The sequence below is a fragment of the Enterococcus sp. S86.2 genome (genome assembly GCF_059834485.2).
The window spans coordinates 2,393,463-2,418,619 of the sequence record NZ_CM206813.1 but is presented as its reverse complement, the minus strand read 5'-3'; the positions used below and the strand labels follow the sequence as shown (position 1 = coordinate 2,418,619).

23 protein-coding genes, 1 pseudogene and 1 riboswitch are annotated in these 25,157 nt (G+C 38.7%); of the genes and pseudogenes, 16 read left to right on the top strand and 8 right to left on the bottom strand.

Translation table 11 applies throughout. The features are described 5' to 3' along the window. The first annotated feature begins 3 nt into the window (after window positions 1-3). The 9 genes from mutL to AC6R0T_RS11410 all read left to right on the top strand — a co-directional run bounded on the left by mutL (window position 4) and on the right by AC6R0T_RS11410 (window position 8,674). The gene (gene mutL, locus AC6R0T_RS11450; RefSeq protein WP_206903506.1) at window positions 4-2,163 is read left to right on the top strand and encodes a DNA mismatch repair endonuclease MutL; all 2,160 of its coding nucleotides are present in this window, start codon (window positions 4-6) and stop codon (window positions 2,161-2,163) included. A 174-nt stretch (window positions 2,164-2,337) separates the two neighbouring features. Further along, complete coding sequence (locus AC6R0T_RS11445) at window positions 2,338-4,137, top strand: TgpA N-terminal domain-containing protein (protein ID WP_303754066.1); 1,800 nt, start codon at window positions 2,338-2,340, stop codon at window positions 4,135-4,137. Window positions 4,138-4,387: 250 nt separating this feature from the next. Continuing rightward, window positions 4,388-4,942 (top strand): Maf family protein, encoded by a 555-nt coding sequence (locus tag AC6R0T_RS11440; RefSeq protein ID WP_206903508.1) that lies wholly within the window; start codon window positions 4,388-4,390, stop codon window positions 4,940-4,942. A gap of 137 nt (window positions 4,943-5,079) precedes the next feature. Then, window positions 5,080-5,508 (top strand): peptide-methionine (R)-S-oxide reductase MsrB, encoded by a 429-nt coding sequence (gene msrB, locus AC6R0T_RS11435; protein WP_282462066.1) that lies wholly within the window; start codon window positions 5,080-5,082, stop codon window positions 5,506-5,508. Window positions 5,509-5,574: 66 nt separating this feature from the next. After that, window positions 5,575-6,168 carry a Holliday junction branch migration protein RuvA gene (gene ruvA / locus AC6R0T_RS11430; RefSeq protein WP_303754065.1) on the top strand — a complete coding sequence of 198 codons (594 nt, stop codon included), beginning with the start codon at window positions 5,575-5,577 and terminating at the stop codon, window positions 6,166-6,168. 15 nt (window positions 6,169-6,183) lie between these two features. Beyond that, window positions 6,184-7,182, top strand: a complete 999-nt coding sequence (gene ruvB, locus AC6R0T_RS11425) for a Holliday junction branch migration DNA helicase RuvB (protein ID WP_206903511.1) — start codon at window positions 6,184-6,186, stop codon at window positions 7,180-7,182. Between the two features lie 14 nt (window positions 7,183-7,196). Next, on the top strand, window positions 7,197-7,763 hold the full coding sequence (locus AC6R0T_RS11420; protein WP_206903512.1) for a TetR/AcrR family transcriptional regulator: 567 nt from the start codon (window positions 7,197-7,199) through the stop codon (window positions 7,761-7,763). An 11-nt stretch (window positions 7,764-7,774) separates the two neighbouring features. Next, window positions 7,775-8,230: a low molecular weight protein-tyrosine-phosphatase gene (locus AC6R0T_RS11415; RefSeq protein WP_303754064.1), complete on the top strand. Its 456-nt coding sequence runs from the start codon at window positions 7,775-7,777 to the stop codon at window positions 8,228-8,230. 42 nt (window positions 8,231-8,272) lie between these two features. Then, a complete protein-coding gene (locus AC6R0T_RS11410) occupies window positions 8,273-8,674 on the top strand; it encodes a hypothetical protein (RefSeq protein WP_526159396.1) in 402 nt (133 codons plus the stop codon). 266 nt (window positions 8,675-8,940) lie between these two features. Here the strand turns inward: AC6R0T_RS11410 and ypfJ are convergent, their stop codons facing one another. From ypfJ to brnQ, 3 genes are all read right to left on the bottom strand, one after another. Next, window positions 8,941-9,825 carry a KPN_02809 family neutral zinc metallopeptidase gene (gene ypfJ / locus AC6R0T_RS11405; protein ID WP_206903515.1) on the bottom strand — a complete coding sequence of 295 codons (885 nt, stop codon included), beginning with the start codon at window positions 9,823-9,825 and terminating at the stop codon, window positions 8,941-8,943. 24 nt (window positions 9,826-9,849) lie between these two features. Further along, the gene (locus AC6R0T_RS11400) at window positions 9,850-11,346 is read right to left on the bottom strand and encodes a helix-turn-helix domain-containing protein (protein ID WP_303754063.1); all 1,497 of its coding nucleotides are present in this window, start codon (window positions 11,344-11,346) and stop codon (window positions 9,850-9,852) included. A gap of 148 nt (window positions 11,347-11,494) precedes the next feature. Beyond that, window positions 11,495-12,853, bottom strand: a complete 1,359-nt coding sequence (gene brnQ / locus AC6R0T_RS11395; protein WP_206903517.1) for a branched-chain amino acid transport system II carrier protein — start codon at window positions 12,851-12,853, stop codon at window positions 11,495-11,497. 251 nt (window positions 12,854-13,104) lie between these two features. On the opposite strand from brnQ, the gene AC6R0T_RS11390 reads away from it, so the two are divergent. After that, the gene (locus tag AC6R0T_RS11390; protein ID WP_206903518.1) at window positions 13,105-13,689 is read left to right on the top strand and encodes a TMEM175 family protein; all 585 of its coding nucleotides are present in this window, start codon (window positions 13,105-13,107) and stop codon (window positions 13,687-13,689) included. A gap of 127 nt (window positions 13,690-13,816) precedes the next feature. On the opposite strand, the gene AC6R0T_RS11385 is transcribed toward AC6R0T_RS11390, so the two are convergent. The 4 genes and pseudogenes from AC6R0T_RS11385 to AC6R0T_RS11370 form a co-directional block, all read right to left on the bottom strand. Then, complete coding sequence (locus tag AC6R0T_RS11385; protein WP_230711223.1) at window positions 13,817-15,160, bottom strand: amino acid permease; 1,344 nt, start codon at window positions 15,158-15,160, stop codon at window positions 13,817-13,819. 291 nt (window positions 15,161-15,451) lie between these two features. Further along, complete coding sequence (locus AC6R0T_RS11380; protein WP_303754062.1) at window positions 15,452-16,198, bottom strand: amino acid ABC transporter ATP-binding protein; 747 nt, start codon at window positions 16,196-16,198, stop codon at window positions 15,452-15,454. Window positions 16,199-16,221: 23 nt separating this feature from the next. After that, a pseudogene (locus tag AC6R0T_RS11375) lies at window positions 16,222-17,828 on the bottom strand (ABC transporter permease subunit). A gap of 170 nt (window positions 17,829-17,998) precedes the next feature. After that, a riboswitch (Lysine riboswitch) is annotated at window positions 17,999-18,172 on the bottom strand. Window positions 18,173-18,532: 360 nt separating this feature from the next. Continuing rightward, entirely contained in the window at window positions 18,533-18,829 is a 297-nt protein-coding gene (locus AC6R0T_RS11370) for a hypothetical protein (protein WP_206903655.1), read from the bottom strand. A 219-nt stretch (window positions 18,830-19,048) separates the two neighbouring features. Between AC6R0T_RS11370 and AC6R0T_RS11365 the strand changes: the two genes are divergently transcribed. The 4 genes from AC6R0T_RS11365 (at window position 19,049) to AC6R0T_RS11350 (ending at window position 22,258) form a co-directional block, all read left to right on the top strand. Further along, a complete protein-coding gene (locus AC6R0T_RS11365) occupies window positions 19,049-19,960 on the top strand; it encodes an EamA family transporter (protein ID WP_206903522.1) in 912 nt (303 codons plus the stop codon). A gap of 230 nt (window positions 19,961-20,190) precedes the next feature. Continuing rightward, window positions 20,191-20,892: an NAD-dependent protein deacylase gene (locus AC6R0T_RS11360; protein ID WP_303754061.1), complete on the top strand. Its 702-nt coding sequence runs from the start codon at window positions 20,191-20,193 to the stop codon at window positions 20,890-20,892. Window positions 20,893-20,902: 10 nt separating this feature from the next. Further along, complete coding sequence (locus tag AC6R0T_RS11355; RefSeq protein WP_303754060.1) at window positions 20,903-21,745, top strand: chorismate mutase; 843 nt, start codon at window positions 20,903-20,905, stop codon at window positions 21,743-21,745. After that, on the top strand, window positions 21,746-22,258 hold the full coding sequence (locus AC6R0T_RS11350; protein WP_303754059.1) for a transcription repressor NadR: 513 nt from the start codon (window positions 21,746-21,748) through the stop codon (window positions 22,256-22,258). A gap of 87 nt (window positions 22,259-22,345) precedes the next feature. Here the strand turns inward: AC6R0T_RS11350 and def are convergent, their stop codons facing one another. Further along, complete coding sequence (def, locus tag AC6R0T_RS11345) at window positions 22,346-22,909, bottom strand: peptide deformylase (protein ID WP_303754058.1); 564 nt, start codon at window positions 22,907-22,909, stop codon at window positions 22,346-22,348. Window positions 22,910-23,134: 225 nt separating this feature from the next. Here def and AC6R0T_RS11340 point away from each other — a divergent pair, with 225 nt between their 5' ends. Together AC6R0T_RS11340 and murQ are read left to right on the top strand one after the other, a co-directional pair. Beyond that, the gene (locus AC6R0T_RS11340) at window positions 23,135-24,202 is read left to right on the top strand and encodes a MupG family TIM beta-alpha barrel fold protein (protein WP_303754057.1); all 1,068 of its coding nucleotides are present in this window, start codon (window positions 23,135-23,137) and stop codon (window positions 24,200-24,202) included. Then, the gene (murQ, locus tag AC6R0T_RS11335; RefSeq protein WP_206903528.1) at window positions 24,195-25,094 is read left to right on the top strand and encodes an N-acetylmuramic acid 6-phosphate etherase; all 900 of its coding nucleotides are present in this window, start codon (window positions 24,195-24,197) and stop codon (window positions 25,092-25,094) included. Before AC6R0T_RS11340 ends, murQ begins: the two co-directional genes overlap by 8 nt. Window positions 25,095-25,157 lie beyond the last annotated feature (63 nt).

Genomic DNA, 25,157 nt, shown 5'->3' with positions numbered 1-25,157 from the left:
ACGATGGGTAAAATTCAAGAGTTATCTGAACGTCTTGCCAATCAAATTGCTGCTGGTGAAGTGGTGGAACGCCCTGCATCAGTGGTGAAAGAATTAGTTGAAAATGCGATTGATGCAGGATCTAGTCAAATTGATATTTTAGTCGAGGAAGCTGGGCTAAAAAAAATTCAAGTAACAGATAATGGTGAAGGTATTGCCGAAGATGATGTGGAAAATGCTTTTAAACGCCACGCAACAAGTAAAATTCACAGTCGGGATGATTTATTTCGGATTAGAACATTGGGATTTCGTGGTGAAGCACTGCCGAGTATCGCCTCTGTATCATATGTAACGGTAGAAACAGCGATTCAAGATACTACGCAAGGTTCTTTGTTGCAACTAGAAGGTGGCAAAGTAATCCAGCACACAGCGGCGCCATTACGACAAGGAACTAAAATTACAGTTGAAAATTTATTCTTTAATACGCCAGCCCGTTTAAAATATGTCAAAACATTGCAAACGGAATTATCTAATATTGGGGATATCGTCAACCGCTTGGCATTGAGCCATCCAAATATTGCATTTCGTCTTGTTCACGATGGCAATAAAATGCTCACCACTGCGGGTAATGGTGATTTGAAGCAAACGATCGCCGGTATTTTTGGTGTTCAAACTGCGAAAAAGATGTTGGCTATTGATACAAAAGATTTAGATTTTACGGTCACAGGCTTTATTTCTTTACCTGAAGTAACACGTGCTAGCCGTAATTATATTTCAACCATCATTAATGGACGCTATATTAAAAACTTTGCGTTAAATAAAGCCATTATTACTGGTTATGGTTCAAAATTAATGGTTGGACGTTTTCCCATTGCGGTTTTAGAAATTACCATGGACCCACTATTAGTGGACGTGAATGTCCATCCAACCAAACAAGAAGTTCGTCTATCCAAAGAGCCAGAGTTAACAAAGTTAATTAGTAAAGCAATCAATGAACGGCTGCGGGCAGAAAATCTTATTCCCGATGCGGGAGAAAACTTGGGCTTTAAGAAAAAAATTTCCCGTGATGAACAAGAAAAAACAGAACAATTACAAATGGCATTGCCGGCTGCTGAAAAGAAAAACAACGGTTTAACGTTTGATCCTAGCAGCGGCAAATTTGTTTATCGTAATTCACAGTCTGTGGATAAAGCTGTGGATGATTGTGGACAAGTTGAGGAAAGTAGCGCTGAAAATCCCGTGCCAACAGCTGATGAGAAGACAAATGAATTTTATAATAGTTCACAAGTAGCAGAAATTCCAACAGAATTTCCCGTTGCGCCAAGTTATCCCCAACAAGATGAAGATGAGCCGGTTTTTATTTCTCCTGTGGATAATAAAATTGAAGATAAGCCAACTTTCTCAGCAGAAATTACACCCGAGCGTGAAGTAGAACTATCACCAGCAGAACTTGCCGAAGAATTGCAAAGTGAGTTAGATCACCCAGAATTTAATCTCCAGGATAAAAATGGCAGCCAAGCTTTAAACAAAGCAATCGCAGCTTTAGAAGCTGAAAAACCAGTAGAACGTTTTCCACAATTGGAATACTTTGGACAAATGCACGGCACGTATCTTTTTGCCCAAAGTAGTGATGGCCTGTATATTATTGATCAGCACGCAGCCCAAGAGCGGATTAAATACGAGTATTTCCGTGAAAAAATTGGCGATGTAGGCAACAGCTTGCAAGAACTACTCGTTCCGATTGTGTTGGATTATCCCAATAGCGACGCTATAAAATTGCGGGAGAAAAAAGAAATGCTGCTGGAGGTTGGGATTCAACTAGAAGACTTTGGTGCCAATAGTTTCATTATTCGCGCGCATCCAACGTGGTATCCTGCTGGACAAGAAGAAAGTATCACCCGTGAAATGATTGATATGTTGCTAACGACAGGAAATGTCAGTGTCAAAAAGTTTCGGGAAGCAACAGCGATCATGATGAGCTGTAAGCGATCCATTAAAGCCAACCATCACTTAAATGAATTGCAGGCGCGTGTGTTGCTGCAAGATTTGACGCTATGTGAAAATCCATTTAATTGTCCCCATGGTCGTCCAGTATTGATTCATTTTAGTAATGGTGATATGGAGAAGTTATTCAAGCGCATTCAAGATCCTCACCGTTCACCTATGAGTGGTCTGGAAGATTAATTTTTTTTAAGCTAGCAGGAAGATTGTTTCGGCAGTTTTCCCGCTAGCTTTTTTTAGCCAGATGAAAAAGCGAGTGAGGGGGATATCTTTTGAAAATACCTCTAAAGTATGAAGTATTTTCTGTTTTTTTCTGGCATAATAAATAAAAGTCTTATTAAGGAAAGAGTGTTGTGAATGATTGTTGATTTTGTTGTTTTAACCGGGTTGTTTGGTATTGGTATTATTGTTGTCAATTTATTAATTGCCCTGATGGAAAAAAACAGTTCTAAAAAAGGATTAGTTGGGTTAACCGTTTTTGAACTGCTTTTCATGGGTATTTTTTTGTATCTTGCACTTCCAAGTAAAAACTTGAGTTCACTTTTATGGTACAACTTGTGGGGTGCATTTGCCGCAATCTTGTTAGCTGGAGGTTTGCTAACCCTTGTAAAAACGGGGCGTAAAATTCGTCAAAAAACATTAAATGTAACCGGAAAACGGGTGGATGTTTCTTTTGATAAAAAAACTTCTCCTGTGCAGTTGGGAAAATTGTTTGGTAGTGTGGTGGCCCTGATGGTAATTTTATTTGCTGTTTCTAAAATTAGTGCAATTACTTCTATTGACGAAGTTTATTCTTCCATCCATGCTAAAACAGAGGAAAAAGCAGAGGTATTAACTTCTACCAAAGAGACCCCAATTGCAATTGCACCAGATATGGCCAAGCGGAAAATGCTACAAAAATTCTCAGTGATTCCAAACTCCAATATGTTCACCTTAGATGGCATTACTGCCCAGACGATTAATGGGGAATACGTTTATGTGGCAACAGTGGAATACAATGGTTTTTTCAAGTGGCTTAAACTTGGAGAAGTTCCAGGTTATTTCAAAATTAGTGCTACGGATATTAATGCACAGCCAGAATTTGTCAAAGAGCCATTGAAGTACACCCCCTCGGCTTTCTTTAATCAAGATGCCGGACGAAAAATTTATGCTGCGTTTCCCGGATATGCTTCTTATGGCAAAATCAATTTAGAAATTGATGATAAAGGAATTCCTTACTACATTCAAACACTGTATAAAGAATATGGCGTAACCGGACTAATGCATTATGACAATTTCAAAACGGCAGTCTTAAACGCCCAAACAGGAGCAGTTAAGCTTTATGACAGTAAAAAGGCACCAGCTTTTGTGGATGCACCCATTACTTCAGCCGCGGCGAATAGTATGAATGAATTCTTCGGGCGTTATGGGCAAGGCTGGTGGAACCAATTTATTTTTGGGGCCAAAAAAGATGTGAAGGTTCCTACAGACAATGGTATTTATGCCGCTGGTCAAATTACGCCAATGCTTAGTAAAGAAGGGCAATTAAATTATTTTACCGACTTTACCAGTGGCGATGATGATCAAGATTCTGCGTTGGGGTATTCATTAATTAATGCCCGCAGTGGTCAATTGACTTATTACCGTGATTTGGAAGTTGGGATTATGGATAGTGACGGTGCGATTTCCATTGCTGCTAAAATCTATCCAGAAAAGAAATGGGATGCCCAAATGCCTGTTCTTTACAACATTGATGGCGTTCCAACGTGGATTGTTTCGTTGATGGATACCAAAGGAATCTTCAAAAAATATGTCTATATCAATGCGGTGGATAACGATATTGTTGTCGATGCCGAAAATGCGCAAAGCGCACTAGATGCTTATCGGATTGAACTTGCAACTAAAGGCAGCAATAATAGCAGCACCGATGCGGATTCCTTAGCTGAAAAAAGCGGTATCGTCCAACGTGTGGTTGTGTTAGCAAATGGTAGTAATACTGTTGTATCCTTTATGCTAAAAGACGATAAAACTGTCTATAGCGTCAATTCAAACAACAGTCCCTACGCTATTTTTATTAAAGAAGGCGACAAAGTTACCTTTAAAGCTAACGTGACAGCAGATCAAACTGCGGCCAGCATTCAAGATTTAACAGTAGCGGGAATTGGTGAAATAAAATAAAAAAGAAAAAATCGGGAAATCACTCTTTCCCGATTTTTTCTGGTGGAAATTTTTTAAATTTGAAAAACAATTTCTAAAAATTCTGTCCTTATTTTTTAGGTCTATTCAGTTTCCTCCGCTTTTTTTCTTCATGCTTATCAGTTGAAAGTAAGAAGGAGTAGTTTTACACTTGGCAGTGGCGTTAGAAGTAAAGATTTATCATTTAGCTATAAAGGTTATTGTAAAGGGCAATTTAAAGGAGGAATTTTTCTTGGCAATTATTTTAGCATCACAATCCCCAAGACGAAAAGAATTGTTAGCGCGTTTGGTAGCGGATTTTAAAGTTGAACCGGCAGATATTGACGAAACGGTAAAAAAAACAGATTTACCCGAAGAATACGTGATTCATATGGCAAAAGAAAAAGCCAAGGTTATTGCAGCTAAACATCCCAATGATTTGGTGATTGCAAGTGATACGATTGTAGTAAATCATGGCAAAATTTTGGGTAAGCCTGAATCAAGAGCAGAAGCTTTTACCATGTTAAAGGATATGAGTGGTGGCATGCACCATGTTTATACGGCGGTTGTGATGCGTAAGGGGCATCAAGTTTTGCAAGAATTGGTTCCTGCCAAAGTTTTATTCTTTGAATTAAGTGATGAAGAAATTAATCGGTATCTGGATACAGGAGAGTATGCAGATAAGGCTGGTGCTTACGGTATTCAAGGTCAAGCAAGCCTATTTGTTAAAAAAGTTGATGGTGATTATTATAGTATTGTCGGCTTTCCGGTAGGCGTTGTGAATCAAATGTTGAAAAAAATAAATTAAAAAATGCGCAGCAAGTAGCGGGATAAAAAGTCAGATAAGCCACTGATTTTCGTGCCAATATTTACTGCGTATTTTGTAGGCATAAAATTTCTGCTTTCAGACACAGGGGCGTACTATTTTCTTAAGAGGTGATATTCATGGATAAAGAAGAATTGAAAAAGCAATTAACACCAGAAGAATATGCGGTAACACAAGAAAATGCAACGGAACGGCCCTTTACTGGGAAATACGACGATTTTTATGAACAAGGAATTTATGTGGATGTTGTTAGTGGCGAGGCCCTTTTTGCTTCGACGGATAAATACGATGCTGGTTGTGGCTGGCCTGCTTTTTCAAAACCAATTGAAAAACTAGGTGTCAAAGAAAAAGCAGATTTTTCCCACGGGATGCACCGAGTAGAAGTAAGAAGCAAAGAAGCCAACTCACATTTGGGGCATGTTTTTAGTGATGGGCCACAAGCGTTAGGAGGCCTGCGCTATTGCATTAATTCTGCGGCATTAAAATTTATCCCCAAAGCCAAAATGGAAGCTGCTGGTTACAAAGAATATTTGCCGTTGGTAAAATAGTCAGCTTTTGTCTAGTTCCAAACTATGCTACAATAAGGGGAACGTATGTACAGGAAGGACAAAATAATGTACGAGTATTTAATCGGCAAAATTACGGGGATAACTCCGGCTTATATCGTGTTAGAAAATCAAGGGATTGGCTATCAGATTGCAGTAGGAAACCCTTATCGCTTTCACGAAAATAAAGAAACAAAAGTGTACGTCCAGCAAGTTATCAGAGAAGATGTCCATAGCTTATATGGTTTTAAAACGCTAGCGGAAAAGCAACTTTTTTTACGCTTAATCAGCGTTTCAGGCATTGGTCCAAAGTCGGCTTTGGCGATTATGGCCGGTGAAGAGCATACCGGTATGATCAATGCGATTGAATCAGGGGATGTAACGTATTTAACCAAATTTCCTGGTGTGGGTAAAAAAACGGCCCAACAAATGATCTTGGATTTAAAAGGCAAATTAGGGGACTTATACGACCCACAAATGAATTTGGAACTCTTACCTCATGCAAATGGTAAGATGGCGTTAACAGAGGCAATGGAGGCTTTAGGAGCATTAGGCTATAGTGCCAAAGAGGTCAAAAAAGTTGAAAAAGCTTTGGCGAATGAAGAAATGCAAACGACAGACGAATATTTACGGGCTGCCTTAAAGCTTGTAATGAAAAAATAGAGAGGGGGGAAAACTGTGACAGAAGAGAGAATTGTCTCACCAGAAAAAGAATCTGCAGAACAATTATTAGAAAAATCATTGCGGCCACAATTTTTGTCGCAATATATTGGGCAAGATAAAGTAAAACATGAATTATCTATTTATATTGCGGCGGCCAAAAATAGAGAAGAGTCTTTAGATCACGTCTTATTGTATGGACCACCAGGATTAGGTAAGACCACTATGGCGATGGTGATCGCCAATGAAATGGCGGTTAATATTCGGACCACTAGCGGCCCTGCGATTGAAAAACCAGGTGATCTTGTCGCAATTTTAAACGAATTAGAACCTGGCGATGTTTTATTTATCGATGAAATTCATCGCTTGCCGCGAGTAGCAGAAGAAATGCTCTACTCGGCGATGGAAGATTTTTATGTGGATATTATGGTAGGACAAGGACCAACAGCTCATCCTGTCCATTTTCCCTTGCCTCCTTTTACCTTAGTGGGGGCAACGACGCGAGCAGGAATGCTTTCGGCACCATTACGGGATCGTTTTGGAATTATTAGTCACTTGGAGTATTACGAAGAGACCGATTTAAAAGAAATCGTCTTGCGTTCAGCTGATATTTTTGCTACCGACATTGTGGCAACTGGTGCCCATGAAATTGCCCGGCGTTCTCGTGGCACGCCGCGAATTGCAAATCGTTTGTTAAAGCGTGTGCGCGATTTTGCCCAAGTGGAAGCAGATGGGATTATCGATGATAAAATTGCCGCCAGAGCGCTACGATTATTACAAGTAGATGAAGCAGGACTGGATTATGTCGATCAAAAACTAATCAAAACTATGATTGAGCTTTATGGTGGTGGCCCGGTTGGCTTAAGTACATTAGCGGTAAATATCGGCGAAGAAACTGAGACAGTAGAAGATATGTATGAACCTTTTTTAATTCAAAAGGGATTCTTAAAACGAACGCCGCGGGGACGAATCGCTACCAGCCTGGCTTACGAACATTTTGGTTACCCTTATGAATAATGGAGTGTGTTGGTATGGCTGTTAATCAGACAAAAGTAAAAATTGCGACAGCGTTAATCGAACTGGTGAAAACAACAGATTATAATAAAATCAGCGTGCAAACAATCGCCAGTCAAGCTGGTATTAACCGCCAGACTTTTTATTATCATTTTGCCGACAAAGATGAATTACTACGATTTATTTATTATAGTGAGGCATTAAACTTTTTAACAAGTGACGAGTTGTCTTTGGACAATTGGGAAGAACAGGTTTTACAAATGTTGCGGGCGATTCATTCACGGGGAGATTTCTATCGAAAAACCGTAGCCGATCGAAAAGAAATCCTAATTCGCGAATTTTCACAAATTGTCGGACGTCTTTTTCGTAAATTGTTTGAAGAATTTGATACAGAAAACTATTTGTCAGAATCTGATAAAGACTTTTATGGTCACTTTTTTGCCTATGGCTGTAGTGGTGTCTTGTTAGCTTGGATTGAAGCAGATTATCCAGAGTCGCCGTTAGAAATTGCGACCCAAATGTTTCGGCTGGCAAAAGACGTAGAGCTTTATTCGTATCGGTTATATCAACAAGATGATCAGTAGGAGGTAAAGACATGGCTAGTATTTTATTTGTTTGTTTAGGTAATATTTGTCGCTCGCCAATGGCAGAAGGATTATTGCGACAATATGCTAATGAAAGAGGCTGCAAAATAGAAGTCGATTCTGCTGCGACTAGTCGCTGGGAGATCGGAAATCCACCTCATCTGGGCACCCAAAAAATTTTGAAAGCAGCAGGCGTTGATGTCGCACAAATGTTTTCTCGACAATTAAAAGCTGATGACTTTTACCATTTTGATTATCTTGTGGGCATGGATAAAGAGAATATGGCCGACATTTTAGCTGTGGCACCACCGGATAAAACAGCACAAGTGGCGTCTTTTATGTCTGTTGTAGCTGGTAAAGAAGATATTTTTATTCCAGATCCTTATTATACAGGTGATTTTAATGAAACAAAAAAACTAGTAAAAATGGGGTTAAAACCATGGTTTGAAATTTTGACTAAGGCTTAGGCAGTCAAAAAAGCTTGTCTTTTTGCGGAAATTTGATAAAATATGCTTACTTATCACAAAGGGGTGGCAGAAATGAAAGAAAAAATGAATGTCAAAAAATTCGGCAATTTCGTGGCCAACACCTCGAATGCCTTATTAAAAGGATTCTTAAGTGACAGTATGGAAGAAGAACTGCAGGCAAAAATTTCAGTGGAGATGGCAGAAACTTTAGTTTTAGCAGCTGAAAAGGAAAGTTTAGTAGTTTTACAGTTGGATATAGCCAAGAATAGTGTTAAATACGAGACCGTGTATGGTTGGATTTTAAATAAGCAGTTAAATCCCAATCATTTAGTCATTAAACCGCAAAATAATGAACAGCAAATGCGGATGATTCCTTTAGAGTCGATTCGTAAAGTCAGTATTTTAGATAAAGAAGGGCAACGCACGAGTATTACTCGCGCATAAGGGCCAAGTAAAATTAGAATAGTCTAGTCAGCTGCGCAACGTTTGTTTGCGTGGTTTTTTTTATTTAAAAAATGCGAAACTAAAAAAGGGCCCGTCGCTAGGGAGGCGACGGGCAAGGAGTTAAAAATGAAAAAGTGTTAGTTAGGGTTGTTTGTTGGTACACTTATATACTACAAAGTATTTATGAATTTTTTGTGAATCAAAGATACAGAAGTTGGTAAATATCTTTAAAAAAGTATTAAGGAAAAAATACTGATAACTAAAAACTAAAGTTTCAAATTATAGGCACGAAAGGTATCTCCGTGTTTTAAATCACCGTATTGATAGCCGCGTTTAAACCAATCGACGCGCTGCTCAGAAGTGCCATGGGTGAAGCTATCTGGAACAACATAACCTTGAGCTTCTTGCTGTAAGGTATCGTCGCCAATTTGATTGGCAGCATGAATGGCTTCATCAATATCACCAGCTTCTAAGATAGGCTGTCCTTGGTACGTTTTATTTTCGAGATAGCGAGCAAAGCAACCGGCAAAATAATCAGCCTGCAATTCTAAAGCGACGCTGTAACGATTATATTGTTTTTCTGAGAGCTGACTGCGAAGGCGGTCCATTTCTTCAGAGGTGCCAAGTTCGTATTGAACGTGGTGTCCGACTTCATGGGCAATAACGTAAGCCATGGCAAAATCACCCGTTGCGCCAAAGCGCTGGGACAATTCTGTTTGAAAACTCAAATCTAGATAGACTTTTTGATCTCCAGGACAATAAAATGGTCCAACCGCAGAAGAAGCTTGGCCGCAAGCCGAGCGCACACTGCCGCTGTATAAAACCAATGTCGGATCTTGATAATCTGGTTGGTGTTGCGCGTATTCTGTTTTTTTGAATTCTGTGTTCCAATAATCTTCCAAGTGGCCAAAAACAACGCTGGCAAATTCTTTTTGATCATCTGTACCAGTGGGCTGTTGGGCAGTAATCGGGCTATTATCAGTTCCTAAAAGTGACCCCAAATCGATATTGCCACCAGAAAAGAATAAAGAGAATAAAACGATTAAAAGTAGGCCAATCCCGCCCCCGCCGATTACACCACCGGATAAACCGCCGGAACTGCTTCTACGGTCTTCGACGTTTTTACTTTGTCGTCCGCCTTTAAAACGCATTAAATCTCCCCCTTAATTGCGCGTCTATTTATTTTTTTCGTTAAAAATCTTGCGTAGACGTTTGTATAAGATGATGTATTGTTCATCATCTAAACCGTGTTCCCATAAAAAGACGTTTAATTCAGGGTACTGATTTTTTACTAATAAAGAAGAGCTGATAATTAAATCATATTGGTCACGTTTTTGGCTGTTGTATGTTTCAGCGTTAACAAATTGTAAGTCAGACATAAACTGATAAACGCTTTTAACAAGTAGATAATTGTGTTCTAAAGCCACACCAACTTCTACTTTATGCGCTTTTGTAGTTGTATCGTAAAGAGGCATTAAAACTTGCGTAAAGCCATTGACCAAACTGCTAATCGTCGCATTATTAACAAAGCTATTATAAGGTTCTTGTTCACTCATCTCGGTAAAGAAAGTGTGAATTTTAGCTTCCATTTCTCGAATTGGCGATTCAAAAACTTGTTTTGGTCCCAATAGTCGTTGAATAGTTGGAAACCGATATTTAATGACATAATAACCAAAGGTAATATTTAATAGATTTCCTAGTACCATTGGTTGATCCAAAAGCGCAGGGTTGTCTGAAAATAAGTCAGCTTTGGCAAAATCTAAGAATTTTGCCACCAAGTTATAAACAGGATTTGGTTTTTCGCTGAAGTCTTTAATGGTTTGCGTTAAAGTTGGATCATCTTCTAACGTGTAAAAAGGAATAAAGTGTGCCAAGAAGAAAATAAAGCTAGACTCTGCTTTATTTTGCCGTGACGTCAATTTATTGTCTACTAAAGGATTCAAACGAGAAAAATCATAATAATCGTTATCTTTCATCAAGCAGTCGTAAGCTTTGTCATATTTTACAAAATTACCTTTTTCAATTCGCAATAAGAAAATCGCGGCAAAGTATTTTAATTCCCAACGACCTAAATAAGTACGGGAAAGTGGGAAGTACTCGCCAAAGGCATCGACAATTTTTTCAACTTTTTCTTCGGACACACTAAAAGGCCAAGTAATCCCTCTAGAACCCAACCAGATTAAATTGAATAAGGCCAAGCGTACAAGGCGTTCATCCCCTACCATGCCAGCTTCAGTGTATGTAAAGCGCAGATTAAAAGATTTCAAGAAGTTCTTTAACTTCTCAATCTTACGCGATACTGTCGAGCGACTTGAGAAGTAACGGTCACAGAAATCTTCAATCGTTGGATTTTCTTCATTCATAAAATATAAAATAAATTGAAATGGCACTGAACCTTGTAATAGATAGTAACGGTACTCGTCGATGGTGGCCGTTAAATTAAGACAATCAATTTTGCCAGCCCCGATTAAAAAGCTTTCGTGTTCAGGATGAATCTTACTAATATCTTTATCAATTTCCGTTAAGTCGATGACAGTTTGCTGGTAGTTTAAATCCATTTCTTGGGCCAGCTCTGCAATTGGGTAATTCTGTCGCCCAATAAACATCATTTTGCGGAACAGTTTAAATTTTAACAAGGTTGATGAGTCCATCATCAGCTCTTCATATACCATAAATATCCCTCCGTAATTTGACTCCTTTTCCCTCATTGTATCGTTTTTTTGTCAGACTGTCAGTTATAAGCACACGCAAAAGCGCCGGCTTTTAAAAAGAAGCCAGGCGCTGTTGTTTGTTTATTTTATATTTTGTTTTTAAGAAAATTTACTGCGAATTTTCAACTGGGGCTTTTTTGATGACGGTCCATATTAAACCTACACCAAAGCCGATGACAGCAGGTAAAATCCAGCCCATTCCCAGTTTGAAAAAGGGAAGGTAATCTGTCGCAAAGTGTAAGAGACTTTGAACCGGAGCTAAATTTTTCAAGAAGGCAGGGGCAGCGTTCAAACCGTCAATGATTGCAGCAAACAAAGTGAAATACGTGGTAAGTCGATACACGCTAGCTCTTTGTTTAAACAAAGGTCCAAGTAAAGCTAATAAAATTAAAGTGATGGCTAACGGATACGTGAACATCAACACCGGTGTTGAAAACTCAATGATCTTCGTTAGTCCAACATTGGCAAATAAGCAGGCTAAAAAACTAGCACCAGTAACAAAAGTTGTATATTTTTGTTGGGGGAATAATGCAACGAATGTTTCCGAAAAAGCCGTAATTAACCCGATTGCAGTTTTTAAACAAGCGATGATAACGATAAAGGCTAGTAAAATACTTCCACCGGTACCAAGATAGTGGCGGGCAATCTCTGCTAAGGCAATGCCCCCATTTTCAGAGATGGCAAATTTACCTAAACTCATGGTTCCCATTAAAGCCAGTAAAGTGTAAATAATACCCATTAAAAGAATGCTGACAAAACCCGATTTAACCGTATCGATGGCAATCGTGCTGGGTTTTTTAACGCCCATATCTTTTAAGGTCGTCACAATAATAATCCCAAAAGCAAGGGAAGCTAAAGCATCTAAGGTGTTGTAGCCTTCAGTAAAGCCTGTTAAAAAGGCGTGATTGGTGTAGTCTGCTTGAATAGGCGTAGCCTGAATACCACCGATGGGATTTAAAAAAGCTAATAAAATTAAAATTCCTAATAGTAATAAAAACAACGGATTTAAAAATTTACCGACATAATTTAATAATTTTGTTGGCTTGCGGGATAATGCCCAGGCAGCTACAAAAAATAAAATACTAAAGCCTGCTAATGCTAGTGTAGTTTGCTCCTTAGCCAAAAAAGGCGCTAAGCCAATTTCAAAAGAGGTTGTTGCTAACCGAGGTAAAGCAAAAAATGGTCCGATAACTAAGTATAATAAAATAGTAAAAATTTTGGCATAGGTCTTATTGACACGACAAGCTAAATCATAAAGTCCGCTGCTGCGGGATAAACCGATAGCTAAAACACCTAAAAAAGGTAAGCCAATACCAGTAACCAAAAAACCTAAATTCGCGCGAAAGACGTTAGCACCGGCTAGCTGTCCCATGTGCACTGGGAAAATTAAATTCCCCGCTCCAAAGAATAAACCAAATAACATTGAACCGACAAACAAATAATCTTTAAATTGCAGTTTCTTTTCCATTTTCCCACCTCTAAAATTGTGTTTTCTAAAAATAATTGCAAAATGCTTCGATAAATAAGTCATTTGCTCTTGTGAAAAGATTCTTTAAATGACAAATGTACCGTTTTATAAGTGTTACAAAAATAACAGAAAAGGTCTTGATTTTCAAGAGTTTTCTGAAAGTTTGAATAAAAACGCGCTAAAGCAGGGGATAAAAGGATTACTTGTGCCCATAATCTTTAGGTATGCTAAAATAAGACGAGGTGAATATTGTGACAAAAGGACGTTTAACGGCTTTTACTGACGGTGTTGTAGCAATCGTCATTACCATTTTAGTATTGGAAATTCGTTTTCCCCAAGCGCCAACTTTAGCATCACTTTTAGCCATGCGGGATGTGTTAACTGCGTATACTATCAGTTTTATTTTTGTCGCGGTTATTTGGGTGACACATCATCGGGTGATGAAGATGACAGAAAAAGTCGATGACCGGGTCATTTGGGCCAATATTTTTTGGCTTTTTTGGTTAACTTTGTGTCCAGCTGTCACGCAGTGGGTGGGAAGTAATCCGGGGATGTTCTGGCCAGCGTTAGCTTATGTGGTGGTGTACACCATGTGGAGCTTTTCATTTGGTATTTTAACAAAGCAAATTTTAAAAGCGAATGATGACAACACCCGGGGAACACAGTTGTTGCGCAATGATCGTCGTAGCAGTTTTTCAATGGTGATTAATCTATTATTAGTGGCAGCCGTTTTTTGGCATCCTACGATTGGGTTGTTTGGTCGTTTTATTGTTTCTGCCATTTGGATTCCTTCTTACGAAACAGCCGCCAAAATTCAAGCAGGATTGCATCTATAAATTTTTTCATTTTCGCAGGGGAATTTATCCTCCCTGATATAGATAAAAAGCGTTGGTAGTGAAGGGGAATCCTTCATTACCAACGCTTTTTGCAGGTAACAAATAATTGTAACAAAAGGCCCTCATTTTATTTTCGCTCGAATTTAAAATGATAAATGAGCCACAAGATAACAAACCAAACTGGCGTTACCAAGGCTGCAATACGCGTCTCTTTTGATAAAAGTAAAACGACGGCAACAAATAATAAAAAGGCAAAAATTAAGACATTGCTATAAGGGTAAAGGGGCATTTTGAAGTCGTGACTTTTCTTTCCCAGCATACTTTTGCGATATTTCATATGGGTGTAAACCAAGATACCCCAAATAAACAAAAAACAAGTCGTCGCAACACTTGTTACGATGGTGAATACTTCACTGGGCATAAAGTAATTTAAAATGACGGCAATAAAAATGACTAATGCCGAAAAGAAGATGGCATTACCTGGAACTTGATGTTTGGTTAATTTTTCAAAGGGCTTTGGCGCACTGCCTTCTTGAGCTAAAGAGCGTAACATACGGCCGGTACTGTAAATCGCGCTGTTACAAGCAGATGCGGCGGCTGATAAAACGACTACATTAATGACAGTAGCAGCAGCAGTAATACCAATGTCAGAGAAGACTTCAACAAATGGGCTTTCACTGGAATTTAAACTATTCCAAGGGTAAATTGCCATAATGACAAACAATGCTCCTAAATAAAATAGAATAATTCGAATAGGGATGTTGTTAATTGCTTCTGGTAAAACTTTTTTCGGATTTTTGGTTTCGCCAGCAACAAGTCCAACCAACTCAATTCCGGCAAAAGCGAAAGTTACCATTTGAAAAGAGAGAATAAAGCCAGAGGCACCTTTTGGAAACCAGCCACCGTGATTCCAGACATTGCTGATTTTAACTGTCCCTGCAGCGGTTTTGTAATGGGTGACAATCATATAGGCGCCTACGATTATTAAAGCAATAATGGCCACCACCTTGATTAAAGCAAACCAAAACTCCAATTCGCCAAATAAAGACACAGCAATCATGTTTAAGGCAACTAGTAAAACTAAGGCAATAATTTCAGGCAGCCATTGGGGGACTTGCGGAAACCAATACCTCACGTAAAGTCCAGTGGCAGTTAAGTCGGCCATGGCAATTGAAATCCAACAAAACCAATAGGTCCAACCGGTTAAAAATGCCCATTTTTTGCCTAAATATTCCGCAACAAAATCTAAAAAAGAGTGTTTGTCCGTATTTGATAAAAGTAACTCGCCTAAAGAGCGCATAATCAAAAAGCAAACGCAGCCGGTAATTAAATAGGCAAATAAAATGGAAGGTCCAGCTAATTGGATCGATTTGCCGGCACCTAAGAAAAGTCCTGTTCCAATCGCGCCTCCGATTGAGATTAATTGGACATGGCGATTTTTTAAACTACGATTTAATTCTTGTGGTTCCATAAATCATTCATCCTTTGTAGGTGAGCACTACACTCACACAAATTTTTAAAAGTTTGAAAAGCATTGGCTCCATTTTAGGATAATTTTCTGAAAATTTCAATGATGGATTTTTAAACCGGTAGATAAAAAGTCTTCGTAAGCCTAATTTGCTTAGTTTCACAGCGCGTTAGTTCGTAAATTTAGCCCCATAATCTTACCATAAGTGATTTATTTAGAAAAAATCTGTCGAAAAAAAACACCGGGTAGGTTTTAGAAGATTTATTATCTTCTAAAATCTATCCGGTGTAACAATTATTCGTCTTTGTCTAAAACGCGGTGTAGGAATTTTTTGGTGCGTTCTTCTTTTGGATTTGCAAAGATATCTTCTGGTGAACCTTGTTCAGCGATAACACCTTTATCCATGAAGATTACGCGATCAGAGACATCACGGGCAAAATCCATTTCGTGGGTTACGACTACCATGGTTAGACCAGTATGGGCTAAAGCTTTCATGGTTTTTAAAACTTCTCCTACCATTTCAGGATCTAGCGCAGAAGTTGGTTCGTCAAAAAGCATCACATCTGGATCCATTGATAACGCACGCGCAATGGCTACCCGTTGTTTTTGACCACCGGATAATTGAGCAGGCTTGGCATCAACGTAGCGATCCATACCAACTTTTTCTAAGTTTTCTAAAGCAATCTTTTTTGCTTCAGCGCGGTTTCGTTTTAAAACTGTGGTTTGACCAGTGACACAATTTTCCAAAACGTTCATATTGTTGAACAGATTAAAGGATTGGAAAACCATGCCTAAATGCGTCCGATACTTTGTCAGGCTATAACCTGGGGATAAAACATTTTCCCCTTTATAATAAATTTCACCACTAGTAGGTTTTTCTAGTAAGTTAATGCAGCGTAATAAAGTTGATTTACCAGAACCAGAGGAACCGATAATTGAAACAACTTCACCTTTAGCTACAGAAAAATCGATATCTTTTAAAACTTCATTTTCACCAAAGCTTTTTTTCAAATGCTGAATGTTAATAATTTGTTCTGCCATGTTCTTTCCTCCTAAGCCTGTGCCTATTGTTCTTCTGCTTCTAAATCAGCTTCATCTGCTTTGATATAAGATTGGGGACCATCCATCCGTTTTTCCACAAAACGTAAAATGCGGGAGATGCTGTAGGTCATAATTAAATACATGATGCCGACAATTGTAAAGACTGGGAAGAACTTGTAGTTGGTTCCGGCAGCAGATGTTCCTTGGAAGAACAAGTCCGCAACAGAGATAACGCTTAGTACAGCTGTATCTTTAATATTAATGACAAATTCATTACCTGTCGCTGGCAAAATATTGCGGATTACTTGAGGCAAGACAACTTTTGTCATGGTTTGTCCGTGAGTCATCCCAATGGCTTGAGCGGCTTCAAATTGACCAGGGTCAACGGCAAAAATACCACCACGAACGATCTCAGACATATAAGCTCCGGTATTAACCGAAACAATGATAAAAGCAGCTAAGGTTCGATTCAAATCGATTTGGAAAACTTGTGCGAGTCCATAATAGATGACCATCGCTTGAACCATCATTGGTGTACCCCGGAAAACTTCAATGTAAACAGAAAGTAGCCAATTAAAAATTCTTTGGAAGATGAAAACAGCTTTGTTTTCTGCTTCTGGTAATGAGCGAACAACGCCGATTAATAAACCAAGGCTCGTTCCTAAAATCGTGCTGACAATGGCAATCAATAAAGTTAAGCCCGCCCCACGTAAAAATAGTCCGCCGTATTGGCCCCAAATGGTTTTAATATCGTGTAAAAAGCCAGACTCTGCTTCATTTTCTTCTGTCGCAGCAGGTTGCTCTTTAATGGCAGCATCCATCAATTTTGTGCGTTCATCTTCAGAAATACCCGCTAAAATTTCATTAACCTTTGCGACATCAGGATCACCTTTACGCATTCCGACAGCGACTTGGACATCTTCTGGATTGGTTTTAAAGCCTTTATCTTTGGCAAATTCTACCATAGCATAACTTTTATCAACGGATGTTGCAGTCACGCCTTCTGGTCGTTCTGAGACATAACCGTCAATCACACCAGAAGATAATGCCGCCCGCATTGCAGAAAAATTCTTTTGCGCTTGTTCTTTTTTTACATCGGGAATTTGGTCAATTACGGTATAGTGAAAGGTATTTAATTGTGCAGTGATTTTAGCGCCTTTAAAATCAGCTAAGTCTTTCGCTTTTGCGTATTTACTATCTTTTCGTGTGACAATAACGAGATGTGATTCATAGTAAGGATTGGTAAAGTCGATTTCTTTTTTACGTTCGGCAGTAGGTGACATGCCGGCAATAACAGCATCAATTTTTCCAGATTGCAATGCGACAGGTAGGCCATCCCAATCGGTTTTAACGATGACTAATTTTTTGCCTAACCCCTCGGCAACTTTTTTGGCAATCTGAACATCGTAGCCACCTGCCCAAGCTGAGCTTTCTCCTTGAATTGGGACAGCGCCGTGGGCATCAGTGGTTTGCGTCCAGTTAAATGGCGCATAGCCAGCTTCCATGCCTACCCGTAAAGTGTCTCAGCTGGTGTTTTGCTGTCAGCTAAGGCCGGTGTCGCAGCAAAGGCGACGGTGAAAAAACTTAAAATAATGGTAAGTAGTGCGGTAACTGAGATTTTTTTGTTCATGTTCTGCTCCTTAAAAAGTATTTGACAATACCAACGAATGAAGTGGGGCCACTTAAGACTTAAGAGAGATGGGGGAAGTTGTAGCCAGCGAAAACAAAAACAGCCGAAATCTGTTCGTATGAAAAGAAATCGGCTGTTGACAAAGAGCATAATTCGTCGACAAACCTCTCACAAAACATAGCGCAACTTAGCCAAAAGCTAAGACAGTCCGCCGGGTATTTCCCGCGCGTCCCAACAAATCGGTGAGCAAACACGCGACTCATTTCGGCATCATACCCTAGGCCTGCTTCTTAATATTTGCTTACTCGACAGGATTAATGAATGATGCGACCTCTACCTCGGTGACGGAGGTATCTCGTATTCAGTTGATAGTACAAGAGAATTTTACGTCAATTTAATAAAGCTGTCAAACTTTTTTACATTAAAATGAAATATTATGCAGTATTTTCAGTTAAATGAAGGTTCTTTAATTTTCACTTGAAATACTGTTGTATTAGTAATTTATCTAGGGTTTGCTTAAGTTTATATAAGGAGATGTTAGTTTTTACCAATGTTTTTTTTAGTTTTGTTTCAGCAAAGATTCATGAAAATATATGTATAAAATATACGGAGAATACAAAAAAATACTGCGTTAAGAAAATACCTGAAAAAAGGAGAACCCATTGTTTTCTTGTATTTTAAAAGCAGTATTTTTCTTTATTAAATTAAGCGATACTTTCTTTTGGTTCGCGACCCAAAATAGCTTGGACAACGGTTAAGACAAGTAATACGCCGATGATAATATAAATCAAGCTTGAGTATTGTGTAATTCCCCAACCCCAGGTGCGATAAATTGCCAAGACGATTGCTTGTACGATGGCAGCAAGAACGTTAAAGAAAGCAAATGCCCATAAATTGCCGTTTTCTTTGCGGGCCAAATAAAAAATAGAAAAGAAAATGCTTAACGCAGCCCATGCAACACAAACTAGGATTACGCCCCAATAAATAATGAATGGTACCAATGGTTTCACCTCGCTTTTACATAAACGTAACTTACTTGTTACGTTTTTCCCAATGTATTGTATCACGTTTACAAGACGCTGTCATGAATTGAATTCATTTTCATTTATCCTGCCGATTTTAGTAGAGAAAATAAAGTGTTGGTAAAGACATTAATTGACGATTAATAGAGTTTAGGCTACTTTTAAAAAGACAAGTTTATTAGATTGGGAGTGGATAGTATGTGGTTTGTAGCAGCGCTAGTAACAATTTTAGCTTGGGGGACAGCAGATCTTTTTTATAAGAAAGGCAATGACCCCAACGATAGCCACAGTGCGATGAAAACCACAATTATGGTGGGCTTAGTTATGGGACTACACGTTTTGTTTTATTATGTCATTTACGAAGGTATCAGTTATGATTGGCATAATTTAGTGCTGTATTTGCCAGTATCGGCGATGTATATCTTGTCAATGGCGATTGGTTATTTTGGCTTACGTTATATCGAAGTTTCCATTTCCTCGCCAATCAGCAATTCTTCGGGGGCTGTAACTGCAGTATTAGGCTTTTTAGTTATGGGCAACAGCGTCAGCTGGTTACAGTTGGTCGCCATTTTGATGATTTTAATTGGTATTTTACTGCTATCGATTTTTGAAAAAGAGCAAGATGATGCTACTCTTAAGGCAGAAGGTGTCAAAATTGATAAAAAATATCGCTTTGGTGCCATCGCAATTTTATTTCCCATTTTGTATATGATTATTGATGGAATGGGGACATTTTTAGATAGCTATTATTTAGAGTATCGCAAACTAATGCCTGAAGATCAGGCTAATATGAGTTATGAATTAACCTTTTTGATTGTGGCTTTAATTTTATGGGCATACTTAGAATGGGTGAAAAAAGAGCCCGTCTTTGTTTTTAATGAAAAAGACAAAGGTCTTGCGGCAATTTTTGAAACATTAGGGCAATTTTTCTACGTTGGGGCTGTTTCTACCAAAGAAGCAATTATTGTAGCGCCCTTAATTTCAGCTTATGCGATTGTATCGGTCATTTTAGGGCGTATCTTTTTAAAAGAAAAATTGAAAGCCAAACATTATTTTGTCATTGGTGCGATTATGATTGGAATTATGATTTTAGGCTTTTATGATGCGTAATGAGTAAAAGTAATTCAGTAGATAAAAGGCTAATCTGTCAGATCTGATTATTTCAATAATAAAAAAAGGCGGTTGTGATTTGCAACTTCAAAAAGTTGGCTTTAACAGTTAACGTTTGTTTTTTGAAGTTGAGTAATGCGGCTGCTTTTTTGTTTAAATAATTGTCAGATTTATAAGGAAATCAGCGAAGTAGGTGTTTCTGACGTATAATAGAAGTTGAGGTGTTATAAATGACAGCAATAAAAGATGCTATAAAAATAATTGATGCAGCCCCAAAAATTACCTTTTTAACCGGTGCCGGAGTTTCGACCCCATCGGGTATTCCAGATTATCGCTCGCTACATGGAGTCTATCAGGGGATTGATCAGCCAGAATATTTATTAAGTCACGATTGTCTTGTTTATGAGCCACAAAAATTTTATCAATTTATCAAACAACTTTATCATCCGGAGGCACAGCCTAATATTATTCATAAAAAGATTGCAGCCTTAGCAAGAAAAAAGCCTGTTTGGGTCATCTCCCAAAATATTGATGGGCTTCACGACAAAGCCAAAACGCCGCATGTTGTCAATTTTCATGGTAATTTATATGATGTTTATTGTTGTAAATGTAATCAAAGCATTCCTTGGGAAAAATATTTAACTTGTGATATCCATGAAAATTGTGGCGGACGTTTACGACCAAATATCGTCTTATATGGTGAAGGTTTTACAACCGATGTAGTTAATCATGCAACAGCTGCGGTTAGAGCTGCAGATTTAGTAGTAATTGTCGGTACTAGTTTTCAAGTAGCGCCATTTAACCAACTGCTCTATTACCGGGACAAACACGCCAAAATTATGGCAATTAATCAAACATCCCTTGCTATTCAGGAACCGTTTACCATGGTACAATGTGCGGCAGAAGATTTATTTAAGGAAATCAATATTTAGGAGGGTACTAATGGTTAGTGAAAAAGAAAAAATGATTGCAGGACAACTGTACTTTTCAGAAGATCCTGAATTAGTTAGCGAACGTAAATTTGCTAGAGAGCAAATGCAATTGATTAACAAAGAAGAAGACGCGGCGCTTCGGAGCCAGCTTTTAAAAGAAACTTTTGGCAATGTAGCAGGAAATATTTACATGGAACCAACAGTGCAATTTGACTACGGCTACAATATTACGGTGGGGAAAAACTTTTATGCCAACTTTAATTGTGTTCTGCTAGATGTTTGTCCGATTACAATTGGGGACAACTGCATGATTGCGCCAAATGTTCAGCTTTTAACCGCAACACATCCTTTAAATCCAGTTAAACGCAACAGCGGGTTAGAAAGCGGCAAGCCGATTACAATTGGGAACAATGCCTGGTTAGGAGCAGGATCAATTATTTTGCCGGGAATTACCTTAGGGGATAATGTCGTAGTTGCTGCAGGTAGTGTCGTGACTAAATCTTATCTTGATAATGTGGTAATAGCAGGCAATCCTGCGCGGGTGATAAGAATGATTGATGAGGATAATGCCAAAAGCCCATTAGACAAAGCACGTAAAGAAATTGATCAAATTGACCGAGAATTGGTAAGTTTACTTGAAAGGCGGATGATGGCAGTCAGCCAAATTGCCGCTTTTAAAAAGGAACAGGCACAACCAGTCTTAGATGTAAAACGAGAAGCCGCTGTTTTACAAAAGGTAGCTGAAAACGTCAAAAATGCTGACTATAAGCAGACAATCACAGCCACTTTTGCCGATATTATGGCGCATTCGCGCAACTATCAACAGCAGAAATTGTCAGAAGGTGAGAAGTAGATGGAGGGAAAAAAGCGACGTGAGGTGATTGCAGAACAGTTGAAGATTGCGCAAAAGCCAATTAGTGCCTCCAAGTTTGCTCAGCAATTTGCAGTTAGTCGCCAAATCATCGTAGGAGATATCGCGTTGATGCGTGCCTCTGGATTAGAAATAAAAGCGACCGCCCGCGGATATTTACTGCAAGAAAAGCGTCACGGCAAATTAAGCAAGATTGTCGTGCAGCATGATGCCAGCCGAACCAATGAAGAATTAAATCTGATTGTACAAAATGGCGGTGAGGTAGTTGATGTCATTGTCGAGCACGAGATTTATGGTGAATTAACAGGCAACTTGCAAATAAAAACGCCAGCAGATGTAGCAGCTTTTATGAAAAAATACCAGCAATCCAATGCCAGCTTACTTTCAGAATTAACCAATGGCATTCATCTACATACGATTGCTTATGAAAAAGATGAGGATTTCGTTAATATAAAAAATGCTTTAGCAAAAGCAGGTATTTTATACCAAGAATAAACGAACTTGTTTAGACAGAATAAAAAGCCGCGCGAACTTTTTTCGTAAAGTTTGTGCGGCTTTTTTATCTTGCTTGGCTAATTTTTCTTACTCAATTACCAATACGCCTTCTTTTAAGGAGAATGGGTTTTCTTCATTAATGTGATCGTAGAACATGACGCCATTTAAGTGGTCAATTTCATGTTGCACCACAATGGCTTCGTAGTTTTTAAGACGACGTTTATGTTTAATACCATCTTCATCATAGTAAGAAACACTGATGCGTGCATGGCGCACAACGTAACCAGGCACTTCACGATCAACTGACAGACAGCCTTCGCCTTCACCTAGACAGGCATCTTGGACTGAATGGCTCAAAATTTTAGGATTGAACATAACAGTACTAATAATTGGTGTATCATTTTCTGGATCGTTGCTAGGTACGTGGACAGCAATTAAACGTTTTGAAATATCTAATTGTGGCGCAGCTAAGCCAACTCCGCCGCGCAGATGCATTTCTTCTGCCTTGATTGGATCTTGACTATTTTTTAGAAACTCTAACATTTCTTCCCCAAGTTTCTTTTCTTCTGACGTTGGGGGCATGGGTACTTCTTTGGCAACTTCCCGCAAAGTGGGATTACCTTCTCTAATGATGTCATCCATCGTAATCATGATTTTTCACCTCAAAGTTGATTTTTCTAAAAGTAAGTTTACCACAGAATGCTATTTGGTGGGGCTTTGAAATTTTCTTCTTAAATTTTTGCAAAGCGTAAGAAATGTTATTTCAAAAAAATAATAAAAATAACGAAAAAAGGTTGCGTAAAAATAAATCATGATGTATACTCCGAGGTGTAAGCGATTACTAATCGTTTTTTCATAAAAGATGGAGGGATTTCATTGTTTGGCTTTTCGATTTTTTTAAATGAAACACTGTCCCAACAGCAAAAAGACTATGTGGCGCAAATGGCACAAGCTGGTTTTAAAGGCATCTTTACTTCTTTACACATTCCAGAAGATGACGCAACAAAATACAGAGAACGTCTTAGCCAATTAGGGAGTTGGTGTCAAGAATTCCAGTTGGATTTGATGGTAGACATTTCTGGTAACGCGTTAGTTAAAGCTGGTTTTCAAATGGAAAACTTAGCTGAATTGACAGCAATTGGCGTGACTGGTCTGCGTATGGATTACCATATCAGCAATAAACAAATCGCCAACTTTAGTCACCAGTTGCAAATAGCATTAAATGCTAGCACGGTCACCCAACAAGATATTGCTGAATTAAAGGCAGCAAATGCCGATTTTTCACACTTAGAAGCTTGGCACAATTATTATCCGCGACCAGAAACTGGTTTAGCTGAAGATTGGTTTTTAGAAAAGAATCACTGGCTAAAAGCAAATGGATTTACTATTCAAGCCTTTGTGCCAGGTGATGCCAATTTAAGAGGTCCGCTTTATGAAGGTTTACCAACATTAGAGCAAGATCGTTACCACCACCCTTTGGCTTGCGCCTTATGGCAGAAAAAGGCAGCAGTTGATTTGATCTATATTGGTGACGGAGGCTTAAAAGAACGGACAAAAAAACAATTTGAACGTTTTATAAATAACAACGAAATTTTATTACGTGTCAATGATTGTGGCACAGAATATTTTTCTTATATTTTAGGCGAGCATGTGAATCGGCTCGATGAAGCGCAGGCGGTCATTCGCAGTGCGGATGCGAGATTTCGTAAGATTCCCCACATTGTAGCCCAAAATACAGTATCCCGTACATTAGGAAGTGTCACCGTAGATAATGAAAAATATTTACGTTATACAGGTGAAATTCAACTTTGCCAAGAAGCACTACCTGCAAATGACAAAATTAACGTAGTAGCAGAAGTTGTAGCAGAAGAAAAAGATTTAGTTCGTCACATTAGAGGTGGCATGAAATTTAAACTTGAACAAATGGAGGAAGAACATGAGTAAGATTAATTTAGAAAACTTAACAACAGAGCGCCGTAATGAAGCAACCTTTGGCTTAGATGAGATGTCTGTTAAAGAAGCTTGTCAAAAAATGAATCAAGAAGATCAAAAAGTTGCTTTAGCGGTTGAAAAAGAATTGGCTAGCATTGAAAAAGTAGTCGAAGCAACAATTGCAGCTTTCAAAAAAGGCGGCCGCTTAATTTATATGGGGGCTGGCACTTCAGGCCGTTTAGGGGTCTTAGACGCTGCAGAATGTGTACCGACTTTTGGTGTAGAACCAGAAATGGTAATCGGACTTATTGCTGGTGGTGACAAAGCGATGACCGTCGCTGTTGAAGGTGCAGAAGATTCTGCAGAACTTGGGGCCAATGATTTACATGAATTGAAATTAAACGAAAATGATATGGTGGTCGGCATTGCAGCTAGTGGACGGACGCCTTATGTTATTGGTGGTTTAGATTATGCCCGCCAAGTTGGTGCTGCTACGGGTACGATTTCATGCAATAAAGATGCGGAAATTTCTAAACATGCACAATTCCCAATTGAAGTTGACTGTGGTCCTGAATTTTTAACGGGCTCTACGCGTTTGAAATCTGGAACAGCACAAAAACTAATCTTAAATATGATTTCAACAATTTCAATGATTGGCATCGGCAAAGTTTATAACAACTTAATGGTGGATGTAAAAGCAACCAATGAAAAATTAGTTGAACGCTCAAAAAGAATCATCATGCAAGCAACAGAGGTGGATTATCAAACAGCAGCACGCTTCTTTACAGCAGCAGATGAAAATGTTAAATTAGCCATCGTCATGATTTTGACAGACAGCAATAAAGAAACCGCTGCTGAAAAATTAGTGGCAGCAGATGGTTTTGTAAAACAAACATTAAACTAATGGCATTATGGAGCTGTAGTAAACTATTACAGCTCCTTGAATAAGAAGATTTTAAACAATTTA

Coding starts and splice junctions, on each gene's coding strand:
- AC6R0T_RS11445 (WP_303754066.1), top strand. CDS start 2,338: ATGATTGTTGATTTTGTTGTTTTAACCGGGTTGTTTGGTATTGGTATT.
- msrB (WP_282462066.1), top strand. CDS start 5,080: ATGGATAAAGAAGAATTGAAAAAGCAATTAACACCAGAAGAATATGCG.
- AC6R0T_RS11355 (WP_303754060.1), top strand. CDS start 20,903: ATGGTTAGTGAAAAAGAAAAAATGATTGCAGGACAACTGTACTTTTCA.
- murQ (WP_206903528.1), top strand. CDS start 24,195: ATGAGTAAGATTAATTTAGAAAACTTAACAACAGAGCGCCGTAATGAA.
- AC6R0T_RS11380 (WP_303754062.1), bottom strand. CDS start 16,198: ATGGCAGAACAAATTATTAACATTCAGCATTTGAAAAAAAGCTTTGGT.
- def (WP_303754058.1), bottom strand. CDS start 22,909: ATGATTACGATGGATGACATCATTAGAGAAGGTAATCCCACTTTGCGG.
- AC6R0T_RS11415 (WP_303754064.1), top strand. CDS start 7,775: ATGGCTAGTATTTTATTTGTTTGTTTAGGTAATATTTGTCGCTCGCCA.
- AC6R0T_RS11400 (WP_303754063.1), bottom strand. CDS start 11,346: ATGGTATATGAAGAGCTGATGATGGACTCATCAACCTTGTTAAAATTT.
- AC6R0T_RS11410 (WP_526159396.1), top strand. CDS start 8,273: ATGCTTACTTATCACAAAGGGGTGGCAGAAATGAAAGAAAAAATGAAT.
- ypfJ (WP_206903515.1), bottom strand. CDS start 9,825: ATGCGTTTTAAAGGCGGACGACAAAGTAAAAACGTCGAAGACCGTAGA.
- AC6R0T_RS11350 (WP_303754059.1), top strand. CDS start 21,746: ATGGAGGGAAAAAAGCGACGTGAGGTGATTGCAGAACAGTTGAAGATT.
- mutL (WP_206903506.1), top strand. CDS start 4: ATGGGTAAAATTCAAGAGTTATCTGAACGTCTTGCCAATCAAATTGCT.
- AC6R0T_RS11420 (WP_206903512.1), top strand. CDS start 7,197: ATGGCTGTTAATCAGACAAAAGTAAAAATTGCGACAGCGTTAATCGAA.
- AC6R0T_RS11385 (WP_230711223.1), bottom strand. CDS start 15,160: ATGGAACCACAAGAATTAAATCGTAGTTTAAAAAATCGCCATGTCCAA.
- ruvA (WP_303754065.1), top strand. CDS start 5,575: ATGTACGAGTATTTAATCGGCAAAATTACGGGGATAACTCCGGCTTAT.
- AC6R0T_RS11360 (WP_303754061.1), top strand. CDS start 20,191: ATGACAGCAATAAAAGATGCTATAAAAATAATTGATGCAGCCCCAAAA.
- AC6R0T_RS11365 (WP_206903522.1), top strand. CDS start 19,049: ATGTGGTTTGTAGCAGCGCTAGTAACAATTTTAGCTTGGGGGACAGCA.
- brnQ (WP_206903517.1), bottom strand. CDS start 12,853: ATGGAAAAGAAACTGCAATTTAAAGATTATTTGTTTGTCGGTTCAATG.